Here is a 20,981-nt window from a genome sequence, read left to right on the forward strand (position 1 = left end):
CTCCTCATTCCGCCCTCAGCACGGGACCGACCCGCGGCGCCACGGCTCGCTGCGACGGCCACACCGCCAGCAGGTTCGCCACCAGCACGGTCACCGGCACGGCCAGCAGGAGCAGCAGCGTGACGTCCGGCGGCACATAGTGGACCATCGTCGCGTCGGCCACGTAGCGCCACACCGTCCGACCCAGCGCAACGCCGAGCGGCAGGCCGATCAGCAGCCCGGCCACCGCGACCACACTGGACTGCGTCAGCACCACGCCACGGCACTGCGGCCGCGTCATGCCGACGGCACGCAGGACGGCGAAATCGTGCCGGCGCCGGTGCACCGCCGAGGCGAGCGCATGGCCGACCGCGCCGACCGCCAGGACCCCGAGGAACCCGGCCAGGAACAGCGGCAGCCGCTGGAGCTGCAGCAGCTCCGGCGAGCTGTCGCGCTCCAGTCGCTGCCGCACCGCGGCGCCGCCGTCGCCCGCTGCCGGCAGCACCCCGGACAGCCGGTCCGCGACGGCGACCGGGTCGGCCCCCGCACGCAGCACGAGGTGAGCGACCCGGACCCCGTAGCCCGTGAACAGGTCGTCATAGCCGGCGGCCGTGACCCATGCGCCGACGGCGTAGTAGTTCTCCTCGCTCTCGGGCAGGAACGTCAGCCCCGTGACCATCAGTTCGCGGCGGTCGCGGGTGCCGGCCAGCTCGATCCGGTCCCCCGGCCCCGCGCCCAGCGCCTCGGCGGTGTACGGCGCCAGCGCGATCTCGCCGCCGCGCTCCGGCAGCCGGCCCTCGAGCACCACGGGGTCGAAGCGGCCGGCCACGGAGTCCAGCGAGAAGACCGCCACCGACTCCCCGGCCGCGATCGCGACCGCGACCCGGCTGTCGTTGACGGCCACCACATCGGGATCGGCGGCAGCCGCGGCCAGCACGTCGCCGGCCGGGACCGTTTCCGCGCCGTCGACGCCCAACGGCGCCTCGAGGTCGTGAACCTGCCCGTAACGCGCCGGGTTGGTCGTGGCGTCGCTGACGGCGGCCGAGAAGGTCGCCGCTGCCAGGATGCCCAGCACGCCGACCGCCGCGCCGGCCAGCGCCGGGCGCACCGGGACGGCGGCCGGGCCGCGACTGCTCTCCAGCGCGTACCGGGCGCCGACGACCACCGGTACCGGCAGCCCGTACCGGCTGGCCAGCGCCACCACGGCCGATCGCCGCGACGCCGCGCCCGGACGCCGCGCCGGCCCGGCCCTCCCGGCGCCGGCCGCATCCGACCACACGCGGCGGGCCGTGAGCAGCGCGCCGGCGACGGCCAGCGCCGGGATCAGCACCAGACCCGAGCCGAGCACCACCAGGTCCAGGTCGGCACCCGGGTCCGGCTCGACGTAGGCCGCGAAGCCGTACGGGAACCAGCGCGACGCGATGCCCGCGGCCACCACCCCGAGCAGGGCGCCTGCGGCCGCAGCCAGCCCGGGTGCGGCGGCAGCGGTCCGATGGGCCTGGGCCGGCGTCAGCCCCAGCGCCGCGACCACCCGCAGGTCCGCCGCCGTCGCAGCGGCGTACCGCGCGAGCGCCTGGCCGACCAGCGCGACGGCGGCCAGGCCCGCGGCACCGGCGAACGCCAGCAGTGCGGCCGACTCGATGCCCGCGATCCGCCGCACGTACGCCATCGACGCCGCGTGCGGCCAGACGATGATGTCGCTGCGCCCGGTGGCCGCCGCGAGGTCGGTCAGGAACGCCTGCTCGGTCCACCCCGGCGCCAGCCGTACCAGCCCGCTGAGCTCCACTCCGCCCGGCCCCGCGAAATCCTCGGGGTGCGCGGCGAACAGCCCGGCCGACGGCAGCAGCCGGCCCGGCTGCTGCGGGCTGTCGCTGAGCAGCGGCGACCGGATCACGCCGACGATCCGGGTCTCGACGGCGCCCGCGGCGGGCAGCCGCAGCGTGACGGTGTCGCCGACGCCCAGGCCGTGCTGGTCCACGAACGACGGCGTCACGACCGCCTCGTCGGGGCGGGCCGGGTCGGGCAGCCGGCCGTCGAGCACGACGGCGCGTTCGACGGAACGCAGCAGCTCGCCGTCGGCCGGCGATTCGAACGCCTCACCGCCGGCACCGGGCCCGTCGATCGCCCAGGTCGTCGGGGCCGCCAGAGCCACGGCCTCGACGCCGGGCAGGTCGCGCACCGCGTTCCAGTCGAAGGCGGGGTCCTCGGGCCGCACCTCGACGGTGGCCGGCAGCGTCACGGCATCGAGCCGGTCGGCGGCGCTGTCGCCGCGCCGGGCGCCGGCCACCGCCGTCAGCACGGCCGCCGCGGCGAACGCCACCAGCAGCGCCAGCACCAGCAACGAGCGCCAACGCCGGAGCAGGTCCACCCGCAGCCAGGCCGCCGTCATCACTCGGCCCTCAGCACGTGGCCGACCCGCATCGACGCCGCCCGCTGCGACGGCCAGGCCGCCAGCAGGTTCGCGGCCAGCAGCGCCGCCGGCACCACGAGCAGCAGCGCCGTCGCGGCCACCGGCGGCACGTAGAAGATCGGCGTCGTCTCGGCGACGTAGCGCCACACCACGCGACCGAGCGCGACGCCCAGCGGGATGCCCACCAGCAGCCCGGCCAGCGCCAGCACGCTGGCCTGGGTCACCACGACGCCGCGCGCCTGCGGCCGGGTGAGCCCGACGGCACGCAGCACGGCCAGCTCGTGCCGGCGCCTGCGCACGGCCGTGGCCAGCGCATGCCCGACGGCGCCCAGCGCGAGCACCGCGAGGAACGCGGCCAGCACGACCGGCAGGGTCCGGATCTGGCGGATCTCCGCGACCGGCGTGGGCGGCTCGGGCTGCTCCAGCCCCAGCCCGGTGGTCTCGGCCAGCCGGGCGGCGACGGCGGCCGGGTCGGCGCCCGGGCGCAGCGCGACGTGCACCTCGTGGAACTTGAAGCCGTCGGCGAAGAGCGCCTCGTAGCCGTCGCGGGTGACCCACGCGCCGGTGGTGTAGTCGTTGTGCGCGCCGTCGGGCACGAAGGCGATGCCGGTGACGGTGACCGCACCGGTCCCGGCGGGGTCGACCTCGTCGCCGACGGCGGCGCCCGTGCCCTCCGCGGTCGCCGGGGCCAGCGCGATCTCGTCCGGCCGTGCCGGCATCCGCCCCTCGAGCACGACGACGTCGAGGGCGGTGTCGCCGACCGGGGCGTAGGAGTAGACCGCGGTGGACACGCCGTCGATGTCGGCCGACCCGATGCGGGAGTCGTTCACCGCCTCGACGTCGGGGTCGGCGGCGACGGCGGCCATCAGGGCCGGCACCTCCTCCTCCGGCAGGAGGTGCCGGCCGTTCTCGCCGAACCACGCCCCCAGCTGATGGGTCTGGCCGAACCGGCGCAGGTCGCCCGCCGCGTCGTCCACCCCGCTGGAGAAGGTGAACGCCGCGAGCACGCCGAGCACTCCGGTGACCGCGCCCAGCAGCGCCGGGCGCACCGGCACCGCCTGCCGGCCACGGCCGGGCTCCAGCGCGAATCGCGTGCCGACCACGACCGGAACCGGCAACCCGCCGGCGGCGACAGCGGCCGCGACGACCGAGCGCCCTCGGTGCGCTCCGTCCCGGGTCGCGCGCAGGGCCAGCCCGGCCGACGCGGCGGCCGCCGCCGCCACCAGGACCGGCACCGCGACCAGGCCGGCGACCAGCACCGGCCCGTCGGCATCGACGCCGGGCGACGGCTCGAGCGTCGCCGCGAGGCCGATCGGGAACCACCGCGACGCCGCCACCGAGCCCCCCGCTCCGACGGCGGCTCCGGCGATCGCGGCCAGCACCGGCCCCAGCGCCGCCGCGCGCACCACCTGCCGCGGCAGCATGCCGACGGCCCGCAGCGCCTGCAGGTCGGCCACCATGGCGGCGGCGTACCGGGCGACCGGCTGCCCGACCAGGAACACCGCGGCGGCGGCCGCGGCCAGCGCGAACACCAGCAGCGCGTCGGCCTCGAAGCCGGTGACCTCGCGCCCGTGGTGGCGGAACATCTCGACCAGGTCGAACGTGTCGATCGAGCGTCCGGTGACCCGCTCGACCTCGGCCAGGAACGCCGGTATCGCGGCCTCGCCGCCGTTCAGCCGGACGATCGCGTTGTGCATCGCGGTCATCGACTCGGGGCCGAGCTCATCCGGGTACCGCGCGGTGAGCCCGGGCGAGAGGATCAGCTGCCCCGGCGACCCGAGGGTCTCGCCGTACCAGAACGACTGGATGACGCCGACGATCCGCGCCTCGACCACCGGCCCGTCGGGCGGCACCGCCGGGTCGTCGCGGAAGGCGGCGGCCGACTCCTGCTGGAACAGCCGGATCGTGACGGCGTCGCCGACGCCCAGCCCGAAGCTCTCCTCGAACGACGGGGTGATCACGACCTCGTCGGCCCGCCGCGGGTCCGGGATCCGGCCGGCCAGGACGACCGGCCGCTCCACTGCCCGCATCGCGTCCTCGCCGCTGATCACCCCGGAGACGGCTTCGGCCGGGACCTCGTCGACGACGTAGGCGGCGCCGCCGAATGTCGACAGCGCCGCCACCTGGGGCAGGTCGCGCACCACGTCCCAGTCGAAGCCGGGCTCGTTCGGCAGGACGGCGACATCGGCCGGCAGCGTGCGTTCGGCCAGCCGGTCGACGGCGGTCTCGCCACGCCGCGCCCCCGCGACCGCCGTCATGACCGTCCCCGCCGCCAGCGCCACCAGCAGCGCCAGCACCAGCAGCGAGCGCCACCGGCGCCGGAGCTCCAGCCGCAGCCAGGCCGCCGTCATCACTCGGCCCTCAGCACGGACCCGACCCGCATCGACGCGGCCCGGTGCGACGGCCACGCCGCCAGCAGGTTCGCCGCCACCAGCGCCAGCGGCACCACCAGGGCGAGGGCGAGCGCGGCCACGGGGGCGACGTAGAACAGCGGTGTCGTCTCAGCGACATACCGCCAGAGCGTGCGGCCGAGGGCCAGCCCGAGCGGCACTCCGATCAGCAGCCCCACCAGTGCGAGCACGGTCGCCTGCGTCAGTACGATGCCCCGCGACTGCCGGCGCGTCATCCCCAGCGCCCGCAGCACCGCCATGTCGTACCGGCGCCGTCTGACGGCCGTCGCCAGCGCATGGCCCACCGCGCCGAGCGCAAGCACCACCAGGAACCCGGCCAGAAAGGCCGGGAGGGACCGGATCTGGCGCAGCTCCGCGACGGGGACGGGCGGCTCGGGCGGCGCCAGCACGCCCTCGACGGTCACCTCGGCGGGGTTCGTTCCCGTGGCCGCCGCGATCACCGGCGCGATGGCCTCCTCGAGCCGGTCCGTCACCGCCCCGGGGTCGGCGCCCGGCCGGAGGACCAGATAGAGCAGGCGGTACTTGAAGGCCGGCGAGACCTCGTCATGCCGGTCGAACAGCGTGTCGTATCCGGCCGCCGTCACCCAGCCGCCGGTCACGTAGTTGTTGTGTCCTTCTGGAACGAAGGCCGTGCCCGTGACGGTGACCTCCCGGGTGCCGGCGGTGCCGGTCATCTCCACGACGTCGCCGACAGCCGCACCCACGGCCGTAGCGCTGTCGGGCGCCAGGACGACCTCGCCCGGTCCGGCGGGAGCACGGCCCTCGATGACGACGAGCGGCCAGGGATCGCCGGCCGGATCGAGCGTGAACAGCGTGACCGGCACCCGTTCGACCTCGCCGACCGCGATCCTGGTGTCGTTCACAGCCACCACGTCCGGGTCGGCCGACAGCACCGGCAGTAGGTCGCCGACCGGAGCGGAGTCCTCGCCCGAGAAGCCGACGAAGGCTTCGAGCTGGTGCACCTGACCGAACCGGGCCGGATTGCCGGCGGCGTCGTCGACGCCGGCCGAGAAGGTGAACGCGGCGACCACGCCGACCACGCCGGTCGCAGCGCCTACCAGAGCCGGCCGGACCGGCACCGTCTGGGTGCCGCGACCGGGTTCGAGCGCGAACCTGCTGCCCACGACCACCGGGATCGGCGCTCCCAGCCGGGCCGCGGTGCTGGCGACGGCCGAGCGCCGCGGTGAGGTGCCCGAGCGCGCCGACCTGAGTGCCGGTCCGGCGGCGAGGACGGCGCCGGCGGTCACCAGCACCGGCACCGCGACCGCGCCGGTCAGCAGGACCGGCAGGTCGAGCGCCAGACCCGGATCCGGCTCCAGCAGCGCCGCGGTGCCTATCGGGAACCAGCGTGACGCCGATGCGGCGGCGGCGATCCCCGCGGCCGTCCCGGCGAGCGCGGCGGCTGCCGGGCCCAGCGCCGCGGCCATCCGTGCCTGCGGCTCGGTCAACCCCACCGCCCGGAGCGCCTGCAGCGCGGCCACGGTCGACGCCGAGTACCGCGCGACCGACTGGCCGACGAGGAACACCGCGGCGACCGTCGCAGCCAGCGCGAAACCCAGCAGCGCCTCGGCCTCGAAATGCGTGGTCGCGCGGACCCGCCGGCCCTCCTCGACGAGGTTCTGCTGGTCGAGGTCGGTACGTCCGCTGACCCGGGCCAGGCCCGCCTTGAAGTCGGCGAGGCCGGCTTCCCCGTCGTGCAGCCGGACCAGCGCGTTGCGGATGCCTCCGCCCGATGCGCCCATCAGGTTCGGCTCATAGCGCGTGAAGAGGGCCGGCGACGGCACGACCGTCCCGTGGGTCTCCCCGACCGTGTCCGAGTACCACGGCGAGCGGATCACCCCGACGATCCGCGCCGCGACCGTCGGCCCGTCGGGCTCCGGCCCGGCGCCGCCCCCACCGGTGAGCGCCAGCACGTCCTGCGTCTCGGGCGTGTAGAGCCGCAGCGTGAGTGTGTCGCCCACGCCGAGGCCGGATGCCGCCACGAACGCCGGGGTCACCATCACCTCGTCGGGCCGGTTCGGGTCCGCGAGCCGGCCCTCGAGCGCGACCGGACGTTCGACGGTGCGCATGTTCTCGTCGTCCGCCGGCGGGAAGGCCCATGGCTCCACCCCCGGCGGGAGCTCCTCGATCACGAACCCCGTGTAGGTGAGGACGAATGTCGTCAGCGCCTCGACCTCGGGCAGCGCGCGCACCGCGTCCCAGTCGAAGCCCGGCTGGTTCGGCAGCACCGCCACGGTGGCCGGCAACGTCCGGTCGACGAGGCGATCGACGGCGCTGCCACCGCGCCGGGCGCCCGCCACCACCGTCATGACCGTGCCGGCCGCGAGCGCCACCAGCAGAGCGAGCACCAGCAACGACCGCCAGCGACGCCGGACGTCGAGCCGGGCCCACGCCAGTAGCGCGCTCATCACTCGGCCCTCAGCACGGACCCGACGCGCATCGACGCCGCCCGGTGCGACGGCCACGCCGCCAGCAGGTTCGCCGCCACCAGCGCCAGCGGGACGACCAGCAGCAGCGCGAGCGCGGCGAGCGGGGCGACGTAGAGCAGTGGCGTGGTCTCGGCGACGTAGCGCCAGACGGTGCGGCCCAGGGCCAGGCCGAGCGGCACCCCGACGGTCAGCCCGATGAGCGCGAGCAGGCTGGCCTGGGTGACCACGACCCAGCGCGACTGCCGGCGCGTCATGCCCAGCGCCCGCAGCACCGCGACCTCGTGCCGGCGCCGGCGCACCGCCGTCGCCAGCGCGTGCCCGACGGCGCCCAGGGCGAGCACGGCGAGGAACCCGGCCAGGAAGACCGGCAGCGTACGGACCTGGCGGATCTCGGCCAGCCGGCTCGGCGGGTCGGCCGGCAGCACGACGTCGGTGAGCGACTGCGCCGGTGCCCCGGTGGCCGCGGCGACGACCGGGACGACGGCCGCCTCGACCCGCTCGGCCACGGCCGCCCGGTCCGCGCCGGGCTCGAGTCCGAGCAGCACCAGGTGGTACTTGAACGCCGGTGAGACCGTGCTGGCCGGGTCGAAGAGCGTGTCGAAGCCGTCGCCCGTGACCCAGCCGCCGGTGACGTAGTTGTTGTGCGGTCCCTCGGGTACGAATGCCAGCCCCGTGACGGTGAGCTCACGGACCTCGCCGCCGGTGCCGGACATCGCCACGACGTCGCCGATGCCGGCGCCCAGGGCGTCGGCGCTGCCGGGCGCGAGGGCGAGCTCGTCCGGCTCCAGCGGCGCCCGGCCGTCGACCAGCACGGGCCGCAGCGGCTCGCGTCCGGCCTGCGCCAGCGTGAAGAGCGTGACCGGCCGGTCGTCGACGACCGCCACCGCGATCCGGGTGTCGTTGACGGCCCGCACGTCGGGGTCCGCGGCCATGACCGGCAGCATTTGGTCGACGGGCGCGAAGTCCTGCCCGGCGTCGCCGACGTACGACATCAGCTGGTACACCTGCCCGAACCGGGCCGGGTTCGCCGCCGCGTCCTCGACGCCGTCGGAGAACGTGAACGCCGCGATGACCCCGAGCACTCCCACGACGGCGCCGAGCAGCGCCGGACGCACCGGCACCGCCTGCCGGCCGCTGCCGGGCTCGAGCGCGAACCGGGCGCCCACGACCACCGGTACCGGGGCGCCGGCCCGCCGGGCCGCGGCCGCCAGCGCCGACGAGCGGCCGCGGCGCGCGGTCCGGGCCGAGCGCAGGGCCAGCCGGGCCGCGGCGAGCGCGCCCGCGGCGGCCAGCAGCGGCGTCAGCGCCCCGATGCCGGCGAGGACGAGGGGGTCGGCGGCCACGCCCGGGTCCGGTTCCAGCAGCGCGGCGGTCCCGATGGGGAACCACTGCGACGCGACCACCGCGCCGGCCGCGCCGAGCAGCGAACCGAGCACGGCCGCGGCCACCGGACCGGCCGTCGCGGCCAGGCCGGCCTGCCTCGTGGTCATGCCCAGGGCCTGTACCACCTGCAGCTCCGTCGCCGACGACGCCGCGAACCGGGCGACCGCCTGGCCGACCAGGAAGATCGCCGCCGCGCCGGCGGCCAGCGCGAAGGCCTGCAGCGCGTCGGCCTCGAACGACGTGACGTCGCGGGCGTGCCGGCCGTCCTCGGCGAGGTCCATGAAGTCGATGTCGCTGCGGCCGCTGACCTGCTGCAGCCCGGCCTTGAACGCGGGCAGGCCGGCCTCGCCGTCGCGCAGCCGGACCAGCGCGTTCAGCTCGCCCTGCCCGGAGGCGCCCATGAGGTTGTCGCGGTACTGCCCGTACAGCCCCGGCGACGGCGACAGCCCGCCCTCCTCGTCGCCGACGAGGTCGCTGAACCAGGGCGACCGGATGATCCCGACGATGGTGGCCTCGACCACCGGGCCGTCCGGCTCCGGCAGGGTCGTGGCGAACGTCAGGCCGTCCTGCGTCTCGGGCGAGAACAGCCGCAGCGTGACGCCGTCGCCGACCCCCAGTCCCCAGGTCCGCTCGAACTGCCGGCTGACGACGACCTCGTCGGCGCGCGCGGGGTCGGGCAGCCGGCCGTCGAGCACGACCGGCCGCTCGATGGTCCGGAAGACCTCGTCGTCGCCGGGCGGGAACCCGGCGGCGAAGGAGCCCTCCGGCAGCTCCTCGACCACGTACGAGCCGGTCAGCACGAAGGTCGTCAGCGACTCCACCTCGGGGAGGGCGCGGACGGCGTCCCAGTCGAACCCGGGCTGGTTGGGCAGGACGGCGACGGTGGCCGGCAGCGTCCTCTCCGCCAGCCGCTCGACGGCGGAGGAGCCGCGGCGCGCGCCGGACAGCGCCGTCATGACCGTGCCGGCGGCCAGCGCGACCAGCAGGGCCATGACCAGCAGCGACCGCCATCGGCGCCGGGTGTCCAGGCGCAGCCAGGCGGCGACGGGGGTCACGGGGCGCGCTCCTTCGTGAGCTCGGCCGCGGCCGGTCCGCCCGAGCCGATGCTGACGCCGTCGTCGCCGGCGATGCGGCCGTCGCGCATACGCACGACGCGGGAGGCGCCGGCCGCGACGTCGGCGGAGTGCGTGACCATGAGGATGGTCTGGCCGTCGCCGTGCAGCCGGCGGAACAGCTCCAGGATCTCCGCGCCGCCCTCGCTGTCGAGGGCGCCGGTGGGCTCGTCGGCCAGCAGCACCGCCGGCTCGTTGACCAGTGCGCGGGCGATGGCCAGCCGCTGGCGCTGCCCGCCCGAGAGCACCGACGGCACCTGCTCGGTGCGGTCGCCGAGGCCCAGCAGGTCGAGCAGGTCGCGGGCGCGCGACTCGGCGGCCTTGCGGCGCAGCCCGCCCAGGATGGCCGGCAGCGCGATGTTGTCCAGCGCCGAGACGCCCTCGAGCAGGTTGAAGAACTGGAAGACGATGCCGACGTGGTGCCGGCGGAACCGGGCCAGCCAGTTCTCGTCGCGGCCGCTGACGACGAGGTCGTCGACCACGACCTCGCCCTCGTCGGCCTGGTCGAGCCCGGCGAAGATGTTCAGCAGAGTCGACTTGCCGCAGCCCGACGGGCCCATGAGCGCGACGAACTCGCCCCGCTCCACCTGTAGATCGACGCCGCGCAGGGCGCGGACGGGCGCGAGCTCCGCCTCGAAGGTGCGGCGGACTCCCCGGGCCAGCAGTGCGGTCATCGGCTGTACTCCTCAACCTCGTCGGGCGCGGGCGCGGGCGCGATCACCCGGCACGCCGTCACGGCGGCGTCGCGGCCCTTGACCCGGACCGGGTCGAGCCGCTGGAACGTCCAGGCCGGCGCGGCCGCCGCGGTCGCCTCGCTGACCACCGTCGAACCGGCGGGGCGGGCGAGGTCCTGCAGGCGCTGCGCCATGTTCACGGTGTCGCCGACGAGCGTGTACTCCAGCCGCTCGTCGCTGCCGAGCAGGGCGGCCGCGACCTCGCCCGTGGACAGGCCGATGCCCATGCCGAACGGCTCCAGTCCCTCGGTCGTCCACTGCGCGTCGACGCCGGTCTGCCGCCGGTGCATGTCGGCGGCGGCACGCAGCGCCCGCTCGGCGTGGTCGGCCTGCGGGAACGGCGCTCCGAAGACGGCCATGACGGCGTCCCCCACGTACTGCATCACGGTGCCCCCCTGGTCGAGGATGGCACCGTTCATGGCCCGGCGGTGCGCATTCAGCTGTCTCGCCAGGATCGACGGGTCGGTCCGCTCGGCGATGCCGGAGTAGCCGCGCACGTCCGACATGAGCACCGTGACGACGAGCCGATCGGTGCGGGCGACCGCGCCGGGGTCGTCGCGCAGCTTCTCCGCCAGCCCCGACGGCAGCAGCCGGGTCAGCGTCTCGCCCTGCTCCTCGCGCTCGAGGATGGCGGTGTGCAGCTTGCGCAGCCGTTCCAGCGCGCCGCGGACGCCGGAGCTGGCGTCGCGGGCGAGGTGCAGGAACAGGTCCTCGACGGCGTGGTCGACGGCTTCCGGTGTGCTCTGCAGGCTCGCGGCGATGGCCTTCACGGCGCGCCCTTCGGCGACCATGGTGAGCAGCCGCTCCTCGTCCGCCGACAGTCCGGTGCCGAGCCGCGCCGGGGTCACGAGTGCCTGGACGATCTCAGGGTCGAGCATGGAACCCCCCGCCGCGACCTCGCGGACCGCCCGGGCCAGCCGGTCGCCGTCCGCCACCCGCTCCTTGAGCAAGTATGCGTAGCCGGCCGCCCCCTGGGCCAGCAGCGCGACCGCGTACTCCGGGTCGTCGTACTGCGACAGCACCACGACCCCCGTTCCCGGAAGACGCTTGCGGACCTCCTTGGCGGCCTCGATCCCCTCGTTGGCGAACCGGGGCGGCATCCGGATGTCGGTCACGACGACCTGCGGCCGGTGCTCCTGCGCCTGGGTCACCAGGCTGTCGTAGTCCTCGGCCATCGCGACGACGTCGAAGTCGCCGGCGATGCGCAGCAACGCCCGCACGCCCTCACGGACGAGCAGGTTGTCGTCCGCGAGGAGCACGGTGATGCGTGCGTCGGCCGAGGTCATGCGGATATGACACTCCTACCGGCGCGATCGCGCCAGTGCGGCAGCCACCCGAATGCGACGGGGTGCCAGCATCCCTGCCCGTGGGTGTGCCGCCCGCCCCCTCTCCCGCCCACCAGACGTTGATCTTGGAGTAAGTGCCGAATCGCCGCCCCGATTGCCCGATTGATCCCGCACTTACTCCAAGATCAACTTTCAGGCGGCGGACGTGGAAGCGCCCCTCACCCGGGGGGCGGGTGAGGGGCGCCGGCTCGGAGAGGCGAGGTCAGACCCTGCGGCGGCCGGGGCTGCCGAAGCTGGCCAGACCGACGATCCAGCCGGTGAACAGCCCGTACGCGGCGCCCGACGCGGCCGCCTCGAACGCGCCCAGCGTCGACGGGTTGCTCTGGATGATCGCCGTGAGCAGGCCGGCGCTGGCGCCGGCGAAGATGTATGCCGCCCAGCCTGCGAGCAGCTGGCCGGCGGAGTTCCGGGCGGTCTGCCCGGCGAGGACGGCCAGGAACACCGCGGTGAAGACCACCACGAGGATCGCGCGGAGCATGATCGCGAAGATGTCCCGGACCGGGAGGTCGGCGTCGAAGTCCCACGACGGCCAGGTGAGGAGGGTGAGGAACCAGTCAAGGGCGCTGGTGCCGCTCGCGTTGTCGCGGGCCCAGTCGCCGTACGGCGGGCTGCCGAACACGAGGACCAGAACGAACGCCGCGATGACGCCGGCGGCGGTCGTCGTCCGATGCTTGGTCAAGACTCCCATAACGGACGAAGTACCCCGCGTGATCAAGGTCAAACCGCGGTGTGCCAGCACCCCCTCGACCTCGCCTGCCTGCACCCTGCCCGGCGACGACCGCGCTCCCTAGCGTGATCGTATGCCGAGACGAACGATTCTCCTGGTGACAGGGCTCAGCGCGGCGCCGGCCGCCACGGGCCACCGCGTCCGCGACGCGACGTTCACCGTCGTCGACGAGACCGGCGAGCCGGCCGAGTCCTCCGCGTTCACCGACGTCACCGTCACCGGCCGAGCTACCGAGGCGACCGGCGCCGCCGGTTCGCGGCCGCGCGAGACCGTGACGCTCGAGTTCGCCCGCTTCACCCACACCGTCGGCGCCGCCGGCACCTGCTACGACGTCGCCCGCCAGACCACCTGCTGATCCGGGAGGAGGATCATCATGACCCGCATCGAGGCCACCGCCACCACGCTGTCGTGGATCCCGTCCGAGGCCGTCACCGGGCTCACCAAGGCCGCCTTCGAGACCGGCTTCACCCACTACGACCCGCCGCCGCCCGACGACATCGCCGGCGCCACCGGCCTGGAGCGGCTGCGCGCCGATGACCGGTTCCGGTACGCCAACGTGCTGGCCGGCTGGGCGGAGGTCGAGGACAGCCGCATCGTCCGGGCCGGGTACGCCGGCACGTCGGGCGTGCGCATGGGGTCGACGACGGTGCGCATCGGGAGGCTGGGCGCCACGTTCGCCGCGGTCGCTCTGCCCGACCTGCGCCGCGAACCCGAGTATCTGCCCGACGGCAGCGTGCGGCTGACGCAGACCTGCGGCGGCCGGGCGGCGTTGCCGGCCCCCCGCGCGGTGCCGCACCCGCCGTTCGTCAAGCTGCAGTCACCGCTGGTGTGGACGACGCTATGCCTCACCATCCACCCCGACGGCCGGACCGAGACGAGCCTGCCCGGCGCCAGCGCGTTCCCGCGGCACTGGGTGTATGACAACGGCGGCGCGCTTACGCTGAAGAGCGGGCTGACCGACTACTCCGGGTGGGCGGCGCACTCGTTCGGCTCCCGCACACCGTGGGGCGACGAGGACTCGCCGGCACTGACCGTCGAGGTCGAGAGCGCCGCGGAGCGGGTGCTGTCGCGGCTGCTCATGGGCGGCGAGCAGAAGCCGCGCATCCGCTCGCTCGCGGCCGACGAGATGCTGACGCTGCAGGGCGAGCCCGGCGACGAGCTCTACCTGCTGCTCGACGGCGTGCTGCGGGTCGAGGTCGACGGGCGCCGGCTGGCCGAGGTCGGGCCGGGGGCGGTGCTGGGCGAGCGCGCCGTCCTGGAGGGCGGACGGCGCACCTCGACCCTGATCGCCGCCACTCCGGTGCGGGTCGCGGTGGCGCCGTCGACCGCCGTCGACCGCGAGCGGCTGGCCGCGCTGGCCGGGTCGCACCGCCGGGAGGACGTGACGGCGTGAGGGTCACCCTGCATGGCGTCCGGGGCTCGACGCCCGCCCCTGGGGCCGCGTTCGTGCGGACCGGCGGGCACACGTCGTGTGTCTCGGTCGCTGTGCGGGGCGAGTCCGCACCCGGGCTGGTGCTCGACGCCGGCACCGGGCTGGCCAACCTGACGGCGCTGCTGGGGGGCGCGCCGTACCGCGGCGACCTGGTGCTGAGCCACCTGCACTGGGACCACGTGCAGGGGCTGCCGTTCTTCCGCTCCGGCGACGTCGACGGCGCCGACGTGCGGCTGTGGCTCCCCGCGCAGGACGGCGCGGCGCCGGGCGCGGCGGGGTCGGCGGCGGCCCTGCTGCGCCGGGCCATGTCGCCGCCGCACTTCCCGATCGGACCCGAGGGACTGGCCGGACGGTGGCGGTTCGGCGCCCGCGACGCCGGCTGGCTCACCGCGGGCGGCGCGCGGGTCCGGCTCGCCGACATCCCGCACAAGGGCGGGCGGACGTTCGGGATCCGGGTGGAGGCCGACGGCGCGAGCTTCGCCTACCTGCCCGACCACGACGCCGCGACCGACGACGGCCCGGCCGCCGACCTGGCCGACGGCGTCGACGTCCTGCTGCACGACGCGCAGTTCTCCGGCGGCGAGCGCTACTGGGCCGCGGCGTACGGTCACTCGACCGCCGGCGACGCCGTCGCCCTGGCGACCCGGGCCCGCGTGGGGCGGCTCGTGCTGATCCACCACGCCCCCGCCCGCTCGGACGACGACGTGGACGAGCTGGCCGCGAAGCACGCCGCGGCCGCGCCGCTGCCCGTGGTGGTCGGCCGCGAGGGCGACGTGCTGGAGCTCTAGGGTGTGTCTCCCAAGTCTCGGCCGTAGCGAGCGGCGTCCAGGCGGATGCCTCGCAAGGCCGAGGAGGGAGTCATAGCGGGGTTCTATGACGACCGACGAGAACGCAGCGAGGCGCCGCCTGGGCGTCGCGCAGTAGGCCATGGACTTGGGAGACACACCCTAGGGCTACTGGATGCCGTGGCGGCGGAGGATGGCCTCGATGTCGTCGAGCTCCGGGTCGCCGCTGGACGCCTGCTGCTGCTTCGTGCCGCGCTTGGGGCCGGCGTCGACCGCGCCCTTGGGAGCGGGACCGGACTCGCCGACCGCGCCGGGCTTGGCCGAGTCCTTGGGCACCTCGAGCTTCTGGCCCGTGACGAACAGCAGACCGGCCACCGCCAGCAGCCCGACCCCGATCCAGGCGACCGGGGAGAAGACCAGGCCCGCGATGAAGCCGACGATGCCGATGGCGGAGGCGCCCATGAGCAGGAACCCGCCCGCCGCCATCTGCAGCGAGGCCGCCCAGCCCTTGGCCCGTGCCTGACGCACGGACAGCACGACTAGTCCGAGCCCCAGTGCGGCTACAGCAATCTCGATCGCGTCGGTGAACACTCCTCCAGGCTACGCGTCCGGGCCGCGTTTGCCCTCAGGGATTTCCCCGACCTTTTGAGGCTGGACGCAGAAGTCGTCGGTCCGGGCAAGCCCATGGACAGCCACCCGGTCCCGCGCCGCCGGTCGTGCCGGCCCTCCTGGGCGAGGGGTGCCTCAGCCCAACGTCCGGACGTTGCGGGCGGCCCGGGCGCGCGCGGCCAGCTCGTCGTCGGGCGGATAGCCGACGGCCTCGAGCGTCAGCCCGTGCGGCGGGACGACCGTGACACCGGAGTCGCGCCGGCCCCCGGCGAGCACCGTCGCCGGCCACTCGACCGGGCGCCGGCCGTCGCCGGCCAGCAGCAGCGCGCCGACCATGGCCCGCACCTGATGGTGGCAGAACGCGTCGGCCTCGACGGTGGCGACCGCCAGCCCGTCGGCCGTCCGCTCCCACGACAGCACCCGCAGCTCGCGGATCGTGGTGGCGCCCTCGCGCGGGCGGCAGTACGCGGCGAAGTCGTGCTCGCCGAGCAGCCCGGCGGCCGCGGCGTTCATCGCCGCGACGTCGAGCGGACGGTCGTGCCAGAGCACGAACGCGCGCAGCAACGGGTCGGGGCCGTACGACGTGTCGGCGACGCGGTAGCGGTAGCGGCGCCAGGTGGCGGAGAAGCGGGCGTCGAACCCGGCCGGCGCCTCGGCGACGCCGTGCACCCGCACGTCGCCCGGCAGCACCCCGGCCAGCCGCCGCAGCAGGGCGGCCGCCGGCGGCCGGTCCGAGCGGCCCGGCACCGCCGCCCACGCCGTCGCCGGCAGGTCGGCGTGGCAGACCTGGCCGCGGGCGTGCACCCCTGCGTCGGTGCGCCCGGCGACGGTGAGCCGCGGCGGGTCGATGCGCAGCACCCGGCCCAGCGCCTCCTCGAGGACGCCCTGGACGGTCCGCAGGCCCGGTTGCGCGGCCCAGCCGGAGAACGCCGTCCCGTCATAGCCGAGGTCGAGCCGGACACGCAGCAGCCCGCCGACCCCAGGCGTGGGATCGGCGGGCTGCATGACGGTACTGCGGTGCGACGCGGAGGTCAGGCCTTCTCGGCCTTGCCCTCGTCGTCGCCCTTCGCCTCGGCGTCGTCGTCGGCCGTAGCCTCGGGAGCCTCGTCGGCCGTGGCCTCGGTGGTCTCCTCGGCCTCGACGGCCTCCGTCGTCTCCTCGGCCGGAGCGTCGGCCGTGGCCTCGGCCGCCTCGGCGGCCGGAGCCGCGGCGGCAGCCGGAGCCGCCGTCTGCGCCGCGCGCCGAGTGGCGCTCGTCGCCTCGGTCACGACCTGCTCGGCCAGCGGCTCGACCAGCTCGATGACCGCCATCGGAGCGTTGTCACCCTTCCGCGGACCGATCTTGACGATCCGGGTGTAGCCGCCGTTGCGGTTCTCGTAGCGCGGGCCGATCTCGGCGAACAGCACGTGCACGACGTCCTTGTCGCGGATCGTGCTGAGCACCTGGCGCCGCGCGTGCAGGTCGCCACGCTTGGCCTTGCTGATCAGCCGCTCGGCGACCGGACGCAAGCGACGCGCCTTGGCCTCGGTGGTGGTGATGCGGCCGTGCTCGAACAGCGCGGTCGCCAGGTTGGCGAGGATCGCGCGCTGGTGAGCCGGCGAGCCTCCCAGGCGAGCACCCTTGGTTGGGGTGGGCATGGTGATCTACTCCTGTGTGGTGGCGACCGCTACCGGCCGCGCTCGGTCAGTACTGCTCGTCCTCGGCGTAGGACTGGTCGTCGTCGCCGTAGCTGTCGACGGCCGCGGCCGGGTCGAAGCCGGGCGCGCTGTCCTTCAGGCCGAGGCCCATGGTGGCCAGCTTCGCCTTGACCTCGTCGATCGACTTCTGGCCGAAGTTGCGGATGTCGAGCAGGTCGGCCTCGCTGCGGGAGACGAGCTCACCCACGGAGTGGATGCCCTCACGCTTGAGGCAGTTGTACGAACGGACGGTCAGCTGCAGGTCCTCGATCGGCAGCGCGAGGTCGGCGGCCAGCTGGGCGTCGACCGGCGACGGGCCGATCTCGATGCCCTCGGCCTCGATGTTCAGCTCGCGGGCGAGCCCGAACAGCTCGACCAGCGTGCTGCCGGCCGACGCGAGCGCGTCACGCGGCCGGATCGACTGCTTGGTCTCGACGTCGACGATGAGGCGGTCGAAGTCGGTGCGGCCCTCGACGCGGGTCGCCTCGACCTTGTACGTGACCTTCAAGACCGGCGAGTAGATGGAGTCGACCGGGATGCGGCCGATCTCGGCGTCGGCGCGCTTGTTCTGCACGGCCGACACGTAGCCGCGGCCGCGCTCGACCGTCAGCTCCATCTCGAGCTTGCCCTTGCCGTTCAGCGTCGCGATGTGCAGGTCCGGGTTGTGCACCTCGACCCCGGCGGGCGGCGCGATGTCGGCGGCGGTGACGGCGCCGGGGCCCTGCTTGCGCAGGTACATCACGACCGGCTCGTCGTGCTCGGAGGAGACGACGAGGCCCTTGAGGTTCAGGATGACGTCGGTGACGTCCTCCTTGACCCCCGGGATGGTGGTGAACTCGTGCAGCACACCGTCGATGCGGATCGACGTGATCGCCGCGCCGGGGATGGACGAGAGCAGGGTCCGGCGCAACGAGTTGCCGAGCGTGTAGCCGAAGCCCGGCTCGAGCGGCTCGATGGTGAACTTGGCCCGGTAGTCGTTCAGCTGCTCTTCGCTGAGACTGGGACGCTGGGTGATGAGCACTTCTGACTTCCTCTCCGCGACGCCCGCTATATGACTGTCGCGATCAGGGCGCCGTGGCCGGCCGGATGCCGGCCACGGCGATGGTGCGGACTACTTCGAGTAGAACTCGACGATGAGCTGCTCCTGCACCGGCGTGTCGATCTGCTGCCGGCTCGGGAGCTGGTGGACCAGGATGCGCATGGCGTTCGGGATGACCTCGAGCCACGCGGGCACCGGACGGTCGCCGTGGGTCTCACGCGCGATGATGAACGGCGTGGTCTCCTTGGACTTGTCCTTGACGTCGATGACGTCGTGCAGCGCCACCTGGTAGGACGGCACGTTGACCTTGCGGCCGTTGACCAGGAAGTGGCCGTGCACGACCAGCTGGCGGGCGTGCCGGCGGGTCCGGGCCAGGCCGGAGCGGTACACGACGTTGTCGAGACGCGACTCCAGCAGCTGGAGCAGGACGTCGCCCGTGCGCCCCTGGCGCCGGTTGGCCTCTTCGTAGTAGCGGCGGAACTGCTTCTCGAGGACGCCGTAGGTGTAGCGCGCCTTCTGCTTCTCGTGCAGCTGGAGGCGGTACTCGCTCTCCTTCTGCCGGCCGCGGCCGTGCTGGCCGGGCGGGTACGGACGGCGTTCGTACGCCTTGTCCTCGCCGATCAGGTCGACGCCCAGGCGGCGCGACTTCTTCGTGATTGGACCGGTGTAACGGGCCATGGTGGTTCAGGTCTCCTCAGGGTCTCGGGGGGTCAGACGCGGCGGCGCTTCGGCGGACGGCAGCCGTTGTGCGCCTGCGGGGTCACGTCCGAAATCGAACCGACCTCGAGGCCGACGGCCTGCAGCGAGCGAATCGCGGTCTCCCGGCCCGAGCCCGGGCCCTTGACGAACACGTCGACCTTGCGCATGCCGTGCTCCTGGGCACGGCGGGCGGCGGCCTCGGCGGCCATCTGCGCGGCGAACGGCGTCGACTTGCGCGAGCCCTTGAAGCCGACCTGGCCGGCGCTGGCCCACGCGATCACGTTGCCCTGAGGGTCGGTGATCGAGACGATCGTGTTGTTGAACGTGCTCTTGATGTGCGCGACACCATGAGCGACGTTCTTCTTCTCCTTGCGGCGCACCTTTGTCTGGCGGCCCTTGGCGGGTGGCATGTGTGCGGTACTCCTGTCCGAAAGCTACGTAGGTCAGCGGTTCGCTGCGCGCGACGGCGACGATCTCGCCGTCGCGGCACTCACTTGCCGGCCTTCTTCTTGCCGGCGACGGTCTTCTTCCGACCCTTGCGGGTACGGGCATTCGTGTGAGTGCGCTGACCACGGACGGGGAGCCCGCGGCGGTGCCGGATGCCCTGATAGCTACCGATCTCGATCTTGCGACGGATGTCGCTCTGGACCTCGCGGCGGAGGTCACCCTCGATCTGGTAGTTCGCCTCGATCCAGTCGCGGAGCTTGACCAGCTCCTCGTCACCGAGGTCCTTGACGCGGATGTCCGGGCTGACGCCCGTCTCCTTCAGAGTCTCCAGCGCTCGGGTACGCCCGATGCCGAAGATGTAGGTGAGAGCTACCTCCAGGCGCTTGTCGCGCGGGAGGTCGACGCCGACGAGGCGTGCCATGCGGTGTTCCTCACTGGTTCGTTCGGAGGTGTCTGGCGCACCGCGTCCCGGCGATCCGATGCCGCCGAGCCCCGGCCTCCGCCCGGGGGTGGTCCCTGCCGTGCGGCAGGGGTGCAGGTGCGTTGTCCTGAGTATTCAGTTGTGTCCAGGCGAGCGGTGCGGCGTGATCAGCCCTGACGCTGCTTGTGGCGCAGGTTCTCGCAGATCACCATGACCCGGCCGTGACGGCGGATCACCTTGCACTTGTCGCAGATCGGCTTGACGCTCGGCTTGACCTTCATCGAGGGACTCTTTCGTGGACGTGAAGAGAGTCGGACGTGCCGCGCCCTCAACAGGTGTCGTCGGGTTACTTGTAGCGGTAGACGATGCGACCGCGGGTCAAGTCGTACGGGCTGAGCTCCACCACCACGCGGTCCTCGGGGAGGATCCGGATGTAGTGCTGGCGCATCTTGCCGGAAATGTGTGCGAGCACCTTGTGACCGTTCGAGAGCTCTACCCGGAACATCGCGTTCGGGAGAGCCTCGGTCACGGTGCCCTCGATCTCGATGACCCCGTCCTTCTTCGGCATGTCCTCCGCACTTCTTCGTCGTCGTCTTCCGCCTCGGCACACCGACACCGCCTGGGTCCAGGAGGACGGGCGGCGAGCTGTCACGAATGGCCCTTGTCCTCGATCGAGAACGATCGCGGACCAGCCGCAGGGCACAACGAAACAGACCACAGTGGGCCGACCCAGAATTGTACGGCAACCGGCCTACCAGAGGCCAATCGGCGCGGCAAGGCGACCCGCGGTCAGCGTTGCGGCGGCGTCTCCCCGGAACGGTACGCCAGCTCGAGGCCGCCGAGCAGCACGCCCCACGGCCCGGCCACCCAGATGGGCCAGAAGTACTCAGGACCCCCGCCACCCACGCTGACCAGGAACCACACCATGAGGTTGACGGCGACCGCGATGCCGTAGACCCACCACTGGAACGTGAGCAGACCACGGGCGATGCGCCGCCCGGTCCGCCGCTTCGGCGGGCGCGGCGCGGACAGCGGAGTGGTCAGGGGCCGGGGCACGATGCCGGCGGCCGGCTGGCGGCGCACCGGCAGGTCGGCGATCAGCCGGTCGAGGTCCTGGTACGTCTTGGCGGTGTAGGTGCCCTCGACCCGGGCGAGGAGCTCGTCCTGACTCAGGCGTCCCTCGCCGTGCGCGTCGCGCAGGATCTCGGCGACGCGGTCGCGATCGGCGTCGCTGGCGCGCATCTCGAACCGCTCGGCTCCCATGCGTTCCAGTATCCGCCCGGCTCGGGGAACCGCCTATCGGGGTAACCCCCCAGTTCTTCCCCGGGACCGCCCCCTGATC

At 74.0% G+C, this 20,981-nt stretch carries 20 protein-coding genes; 3 read left to right on the forward strand and 17 right to left on the reverse strand.

Annotated features, from left to right (window positions below; genetic code table 11):
* Positions 1-4 precede the first annotated feature (4 nt).
* From E1212_RS22615 to E1212_RS22645, 7 genes are all read right to left on the reverse strand, one after another.
* Positions 5-2,368: an ABC transporter permease gene (locus E1212_RS22615; RefSeq protein ID WP_131986663.1), complete on the reverse strand. Its 2,364-nt coding sequence runs from the start codon at positions 2,366-2,368 to the stop codon at positions 5-7.
* Positions 2,368-4,740 (reverse strand): ABC transporter permease, encoded by a 2,373-nt coding sequence (locus E1212_RS22620; RefSeq protein WP_131986665.1) that lies wholly within the window; start codon positions 4,738-4,740, stop codon positions 2,368-2,370. The genes E1212_RS22615 and E1212_RS22620 overlap by 1 nt, the downstream gene beginning before the upstream one ends.
* On the reverse strand, positions 4,740-7,208 hold the full coding sequence (locus E1212_RS22625) for an ABC transporter permease (protein ID WP_131986667.1): 2,469 nt from the start codon (positions 7,206-7,208) through the stop codon (positions 4,740-4,742). Before E1212_RS22625 ends, E1212_RS22620 begins: the two co-directional genes overlap by 1 nt.
* On the reverse strand, positions 7,208-9,667 hold the full coding sequence (locus tag E1212_RS22630) for an ABC transporter permease (protein ID WP_203417111.1): 2,460 nt from the start codon (positions 9,665-9,667) through the stop codon (positions 7,208-7,210). Before E1212_RS22630 ends, E1212_RS22625 begins: the two co-directional genes overlap by 1 nt.
* Complete coding sequence (locus tag E1212_RS22635) at positions 9,664-10,398, reverse strand: ABC transporter ATP-binding protein (protein ID WP_131986669.1); 735 nt, start codon at positions 10,396-10,398, stop codon at positions 9,664-9,666. The genes E1212_RS22630 and E1212_RS22635 overlap by 4 nt, the downstream gene beginning before the upstream one ends.
* Positions 10,395-11,744, reverse strand: a complete 1,350-nt coding sequence (locus E1212_RS22640; protein WP_131986671.1) for an adenylate/guanylate cyclase domain-containing protein — start codon at positions 11,742-11,744, stop codon at positions 10,395-10,397. The genes E1212_RS22635 and E1212_RS22640 overlap by 4 nt, the downstream gene beginning before the upstream one ends.
* Positions 11,745-12,006: 262 nt before the next feature.
* Entirely contained in the window at positions 12,007-12,492 is a 486-nt protein-coding gene (locus E1212_RS22645; RefSeq protein ID WP_131986673.1) for a hypothetical protein, read from the reverse strand.
* A 112-nt stretch (positions 12,493-12,604) separates the two neighbouring features.
* On the opposite strand from E1212_RS22645, the gene E1212_RS22650 reads away from it, so the two are divergent.
* Genes E1212_RS22650 through E1212_RS22660 form a run of 3 tightly spaced genes read left to right on the forward strand, consistent with a single transcriptional unit; the run spans position 12,605 to position 14,751 of the window.
* Positions 12,605-12,886: a hypothetical protein gene (locus tag E1212_RS22650; RefSeq protein WP_131986675.1), complete on the forward strand. Its 282-nt coding sequence runs from the start codon at positions 12,605-12,607 to the stop codon at positions 12,884-12,886.
* 18 nt (positions 12,887-12,904) lie between these two features.
* Positions 12,905-13,924 (forward strand): cyclic nucleotide-binding domain-containing protein, encoded by a 1,020-nt coding sequence (locus E1212_RS22655; protein WP_131986677.1) that lies wholly within the window; start codon positions 12,905-12,907, stop codon positions 13,922-13,924.
* Positions 13,921-14,751 (forward strand): MBL fold metallo-hydrolase, encoded by an 831-nt coding sequence (locus E1212_RS22660; RefSeq protein ID WP_131986679.1) that lies wholly within the window; start codon positions 13,921-13,923, stop codon positions 14,749-14,751. Before E1212_RS22655 ends, E1212_RS22660 begins: the two co-directional genes overlap by 4 nt.
* A gap of 165 nt (positions 14,752-14,916) precedes the next feature.
* Here the strand turns inward: E1212_RS22660 and E1212_RS22665 are convergent, their stop codons facing one another.
* The 10 genes from E1212_RS22665 to E1212_RS22710 all read right to left on the reverse strand — a co-directional run bounded on the left by E1212_RS22665 (position 14,917) and on the right by E1212_RS22710 (position 20,902).
* Complete coding sequence (locus tag E1212_RS22665; protein ID WP_131986681.1) at positions 14,917-15,339, reverse strand: hypothetical protein; 423 nt, start codon at positions 15,337-15,339, stop codon at positions 14,917-14,919.
* A 153-nt stretch (positions 15,340-15,492) separates the two neighbouring features.
* Entirely contained in the window at positions 15,493-16,362 is an 870-nt protein-coding gene (gene truA / locus E1212_RS22670) for a tRNA pseudouridine(38-40) synthase TruA (protein WP_131986683.1), read from the reverse strand.
* Between the two features lie 26 nt (positions 16,363-16,388).
* Complete coding sequence (gene rplQ / locus E1212_RS30950; protein ID WP_131986685.1) at positions 16,389-16,994, reverse strand: 50S ribosomal protein L17; 606 nt, start codon at positions 16,992-16,994, stop codon at positions 16,389-16,391.
* 46 nt (positions 16,995-17,040) lie between these two features.
* On the reverse strand, positions 17,041-18,054 hold the full coding sequence (locus E1212_RS22680; protein WP_131986687.1) for a DNA-directed RNA polymerase subunit alpha: 1,014 nt from the start codon (positions 18,052-18,054) through the stop codon (positions 17,041-17,043).
* Positions 18,055-18,144: 90 nt separating this feature from the next.
* Complete coding sequence (gene rpsD, locus E1212_RS22685; protein WP_131986689.1) at positions 18,145-18,750, reverse strand: 30S ribosomal protein S4; 606 nt, start codon at positions 18,748-18,750, stop codon at positions 18,145-18,147.
* A gap of 32 nt (positions 18,751-18,782) precedes the next feature.
* A complete protein-coding gene (rpsK, locus tag E1212_RS22690) occupies positions 18,783-19,181 on the reverse strand; it encodes a 30S ribosomal protein S11 (protein WP_026877472.1) in 399 nt (132 codons plus the stop codon).
* 80 nt (positions 19,182-19,261) lie between these two features.
* Positions 19,262-19,639, reverse strand: coding sequence for a 30S ribosomal protein S13 (gene rpsM, locus E1212_RS22695; RefSeq protein ID WP_069110663.1), 378 nt, complete (start codon positions 19,637-19,639; stop codon positions 19,262-19,264).
* A 167-nt stretch (positions 19,640-19,806) separates the two neighbouring features.
* Positions 19,807-19,920, reverse strand: a complete 114-nt coding sequence (rpmJ, locus tag E1212_RS22700; RefSeq protein ID WP_015883600.1) for a 50S ribosomal protein L36 — start codon at positions 19,918-19,920, stop codon at positions 19,807-19,809.
* Between the two features lie 65 nt (positions 19,921-19,985).
* Positions 19,986-20,207 (reverse strand): translation initiation factor IF-1, encoded by a 222-nt coding sequence (infA, locus tag E1212_RS22705; RefSeq protein WP_026877474.1) that lies wholly within the window; start codon positions 20,205-20,207, stop codon positions 19,986-19,988.
* Between the two features lie 221 nt (positions 20,208-20,428).
* The gene (locus E1212_RS22710) at positions 20,429-20,902 is read right to left on the reverse strand and encodes a DUF1707 SHOCT-like domain-containing protein (RefSeq protein WP_131986691.1); all 474 of its coding nucleotides are present in this window, start codon (positions 20,900-20,902) and stop codon (positions 20,429-20,431) included.
* Positions 20,903-20,981: the final 79 nt, after the last annotated feature.

This window comes from Jiangella ureilytica (assembly GCF_004348545.1).
Lineage (GTDB): Bacteria > Actinomycetota > Actinomycetes > Jiangellales > Jiangellaceae > Jiangella > Jiangella ureilytica.

Excerpts from the sequence above, each read along its gene's own strand:
- E1212_RS22615 (WP_131986663.1), bottom strand. The coding sequence starts at position 2,368 with ATGACGGCGGCCTGGCTGCGGGTGGACCTGCTCCGGCGTTGGCGCTCG.
- E1212_RS22620 (WP_131986665.1), bottom strand. The coding sequence starts at position 4,740 with ATGACGGCGGCCTGGCTGCGGCTGGAGCTCCGGCGCCGGTGGCGCTCG.
- E1212_RS22625 (WP_131986667.1), bottom strand. The coding sequence starts at position 7,208 with ATGAGCGCGCTACTGGCGTGGGCCCGGCTCGACGTCCGGCGTCGCTGG.
- E1212_RS22635 (WP_131986669.1), bottom strand. The coding sequence starts at position 10,398 with ATGACCGCACTGCTGGCCCGGGGAGTCCGCCGCACCTTCGAGGCGGAG.
- E1212_RS22640 (WP_131986671.1), bottom strand. The coding sequence starts at position 11,744 with ATGACCTCGGCCGACGCACGCATCACCGTGCTCCTCGCGGACGACAAC.
- E1212_RS22645 (WP_131986673.1), bottom strand. The coding sequence starts at position 12,492 with ATGGGAGTCTTGACCAAGCATCGGACGACGACCGCCGCCGGCGTCATC.
- E1212_RS22650 (WP_131986675.1), top strand. The coding sequence starts at position 12,605 with ATGCCGAGACGAACGATTCTCCTGGTGACAGGGCTCAGCGCGGCGCCG.
- E1212_RS22655 (WP_131986677.1), top strand. The coding sequence starts at position 12,905 with ATGACCCGCATCGAGGCCACCGCCACCACGCTGTCGTGGATCCCGTCC.
- truA (WP_131986683.1), bottom strand. The coding sequence starts at position 16,362 with ATGCAGCCCGCCGATCCCACGCCTGGGGTCGGCGGGCTGCTGCGTGTC.
- rplQ (WP_131986685.1), bottom strand. The coding sequence starts at position 16,994 with ATGCCCACCCCAACCAAGGGTGCTCGCCTGGGAGGCTCGCCGGCTCAC.
- rpsD (WP_131986689.1), bottom strand. The coding sequence starts at position 18,750 with ATGGCCCGTTACACCGGTCCAATCACGAAGAAGTCGCGCCGCCTGGGC.
- rpsK (WP_026877472.1), bottom strand. The coding sequence starts at position 19,181 with ATGCCACCCGCCAAGGGCCGCCAGACAAAGGTGCGCCGCAAGGAGAAG.
- rpsM (WP_069110663.1), bottom strand. The coding sequence starts at position 19,639 with ATGGCACGCCTCGTCGGCGTCGACCTCCCGCGCGACAAGCGCCTGGAG.
- rpmJ (WP_015883600.1), bottom strand. The coding sequence starts at position 19,920 with ATGAAGGTCAAGCCGAGCGTCAAGCCGATCTGCGACAAGTGCAAGGTG.
- infA (WP_026877474.1), bottom strand. The coding sequence starts at position 20,207 with ATGCCGAAGAAGGACGGGGTCATCGAGATCGAGGGCACCGTGACCGAG.
- E1212_RS22710 (WP_131986691.1), bottom strand. The coding sequence starts at position 20,902 with ATGGGAGCCGAGCGGTTCGAGATGCGCGCCAGCGACGCCGATCGCGAC.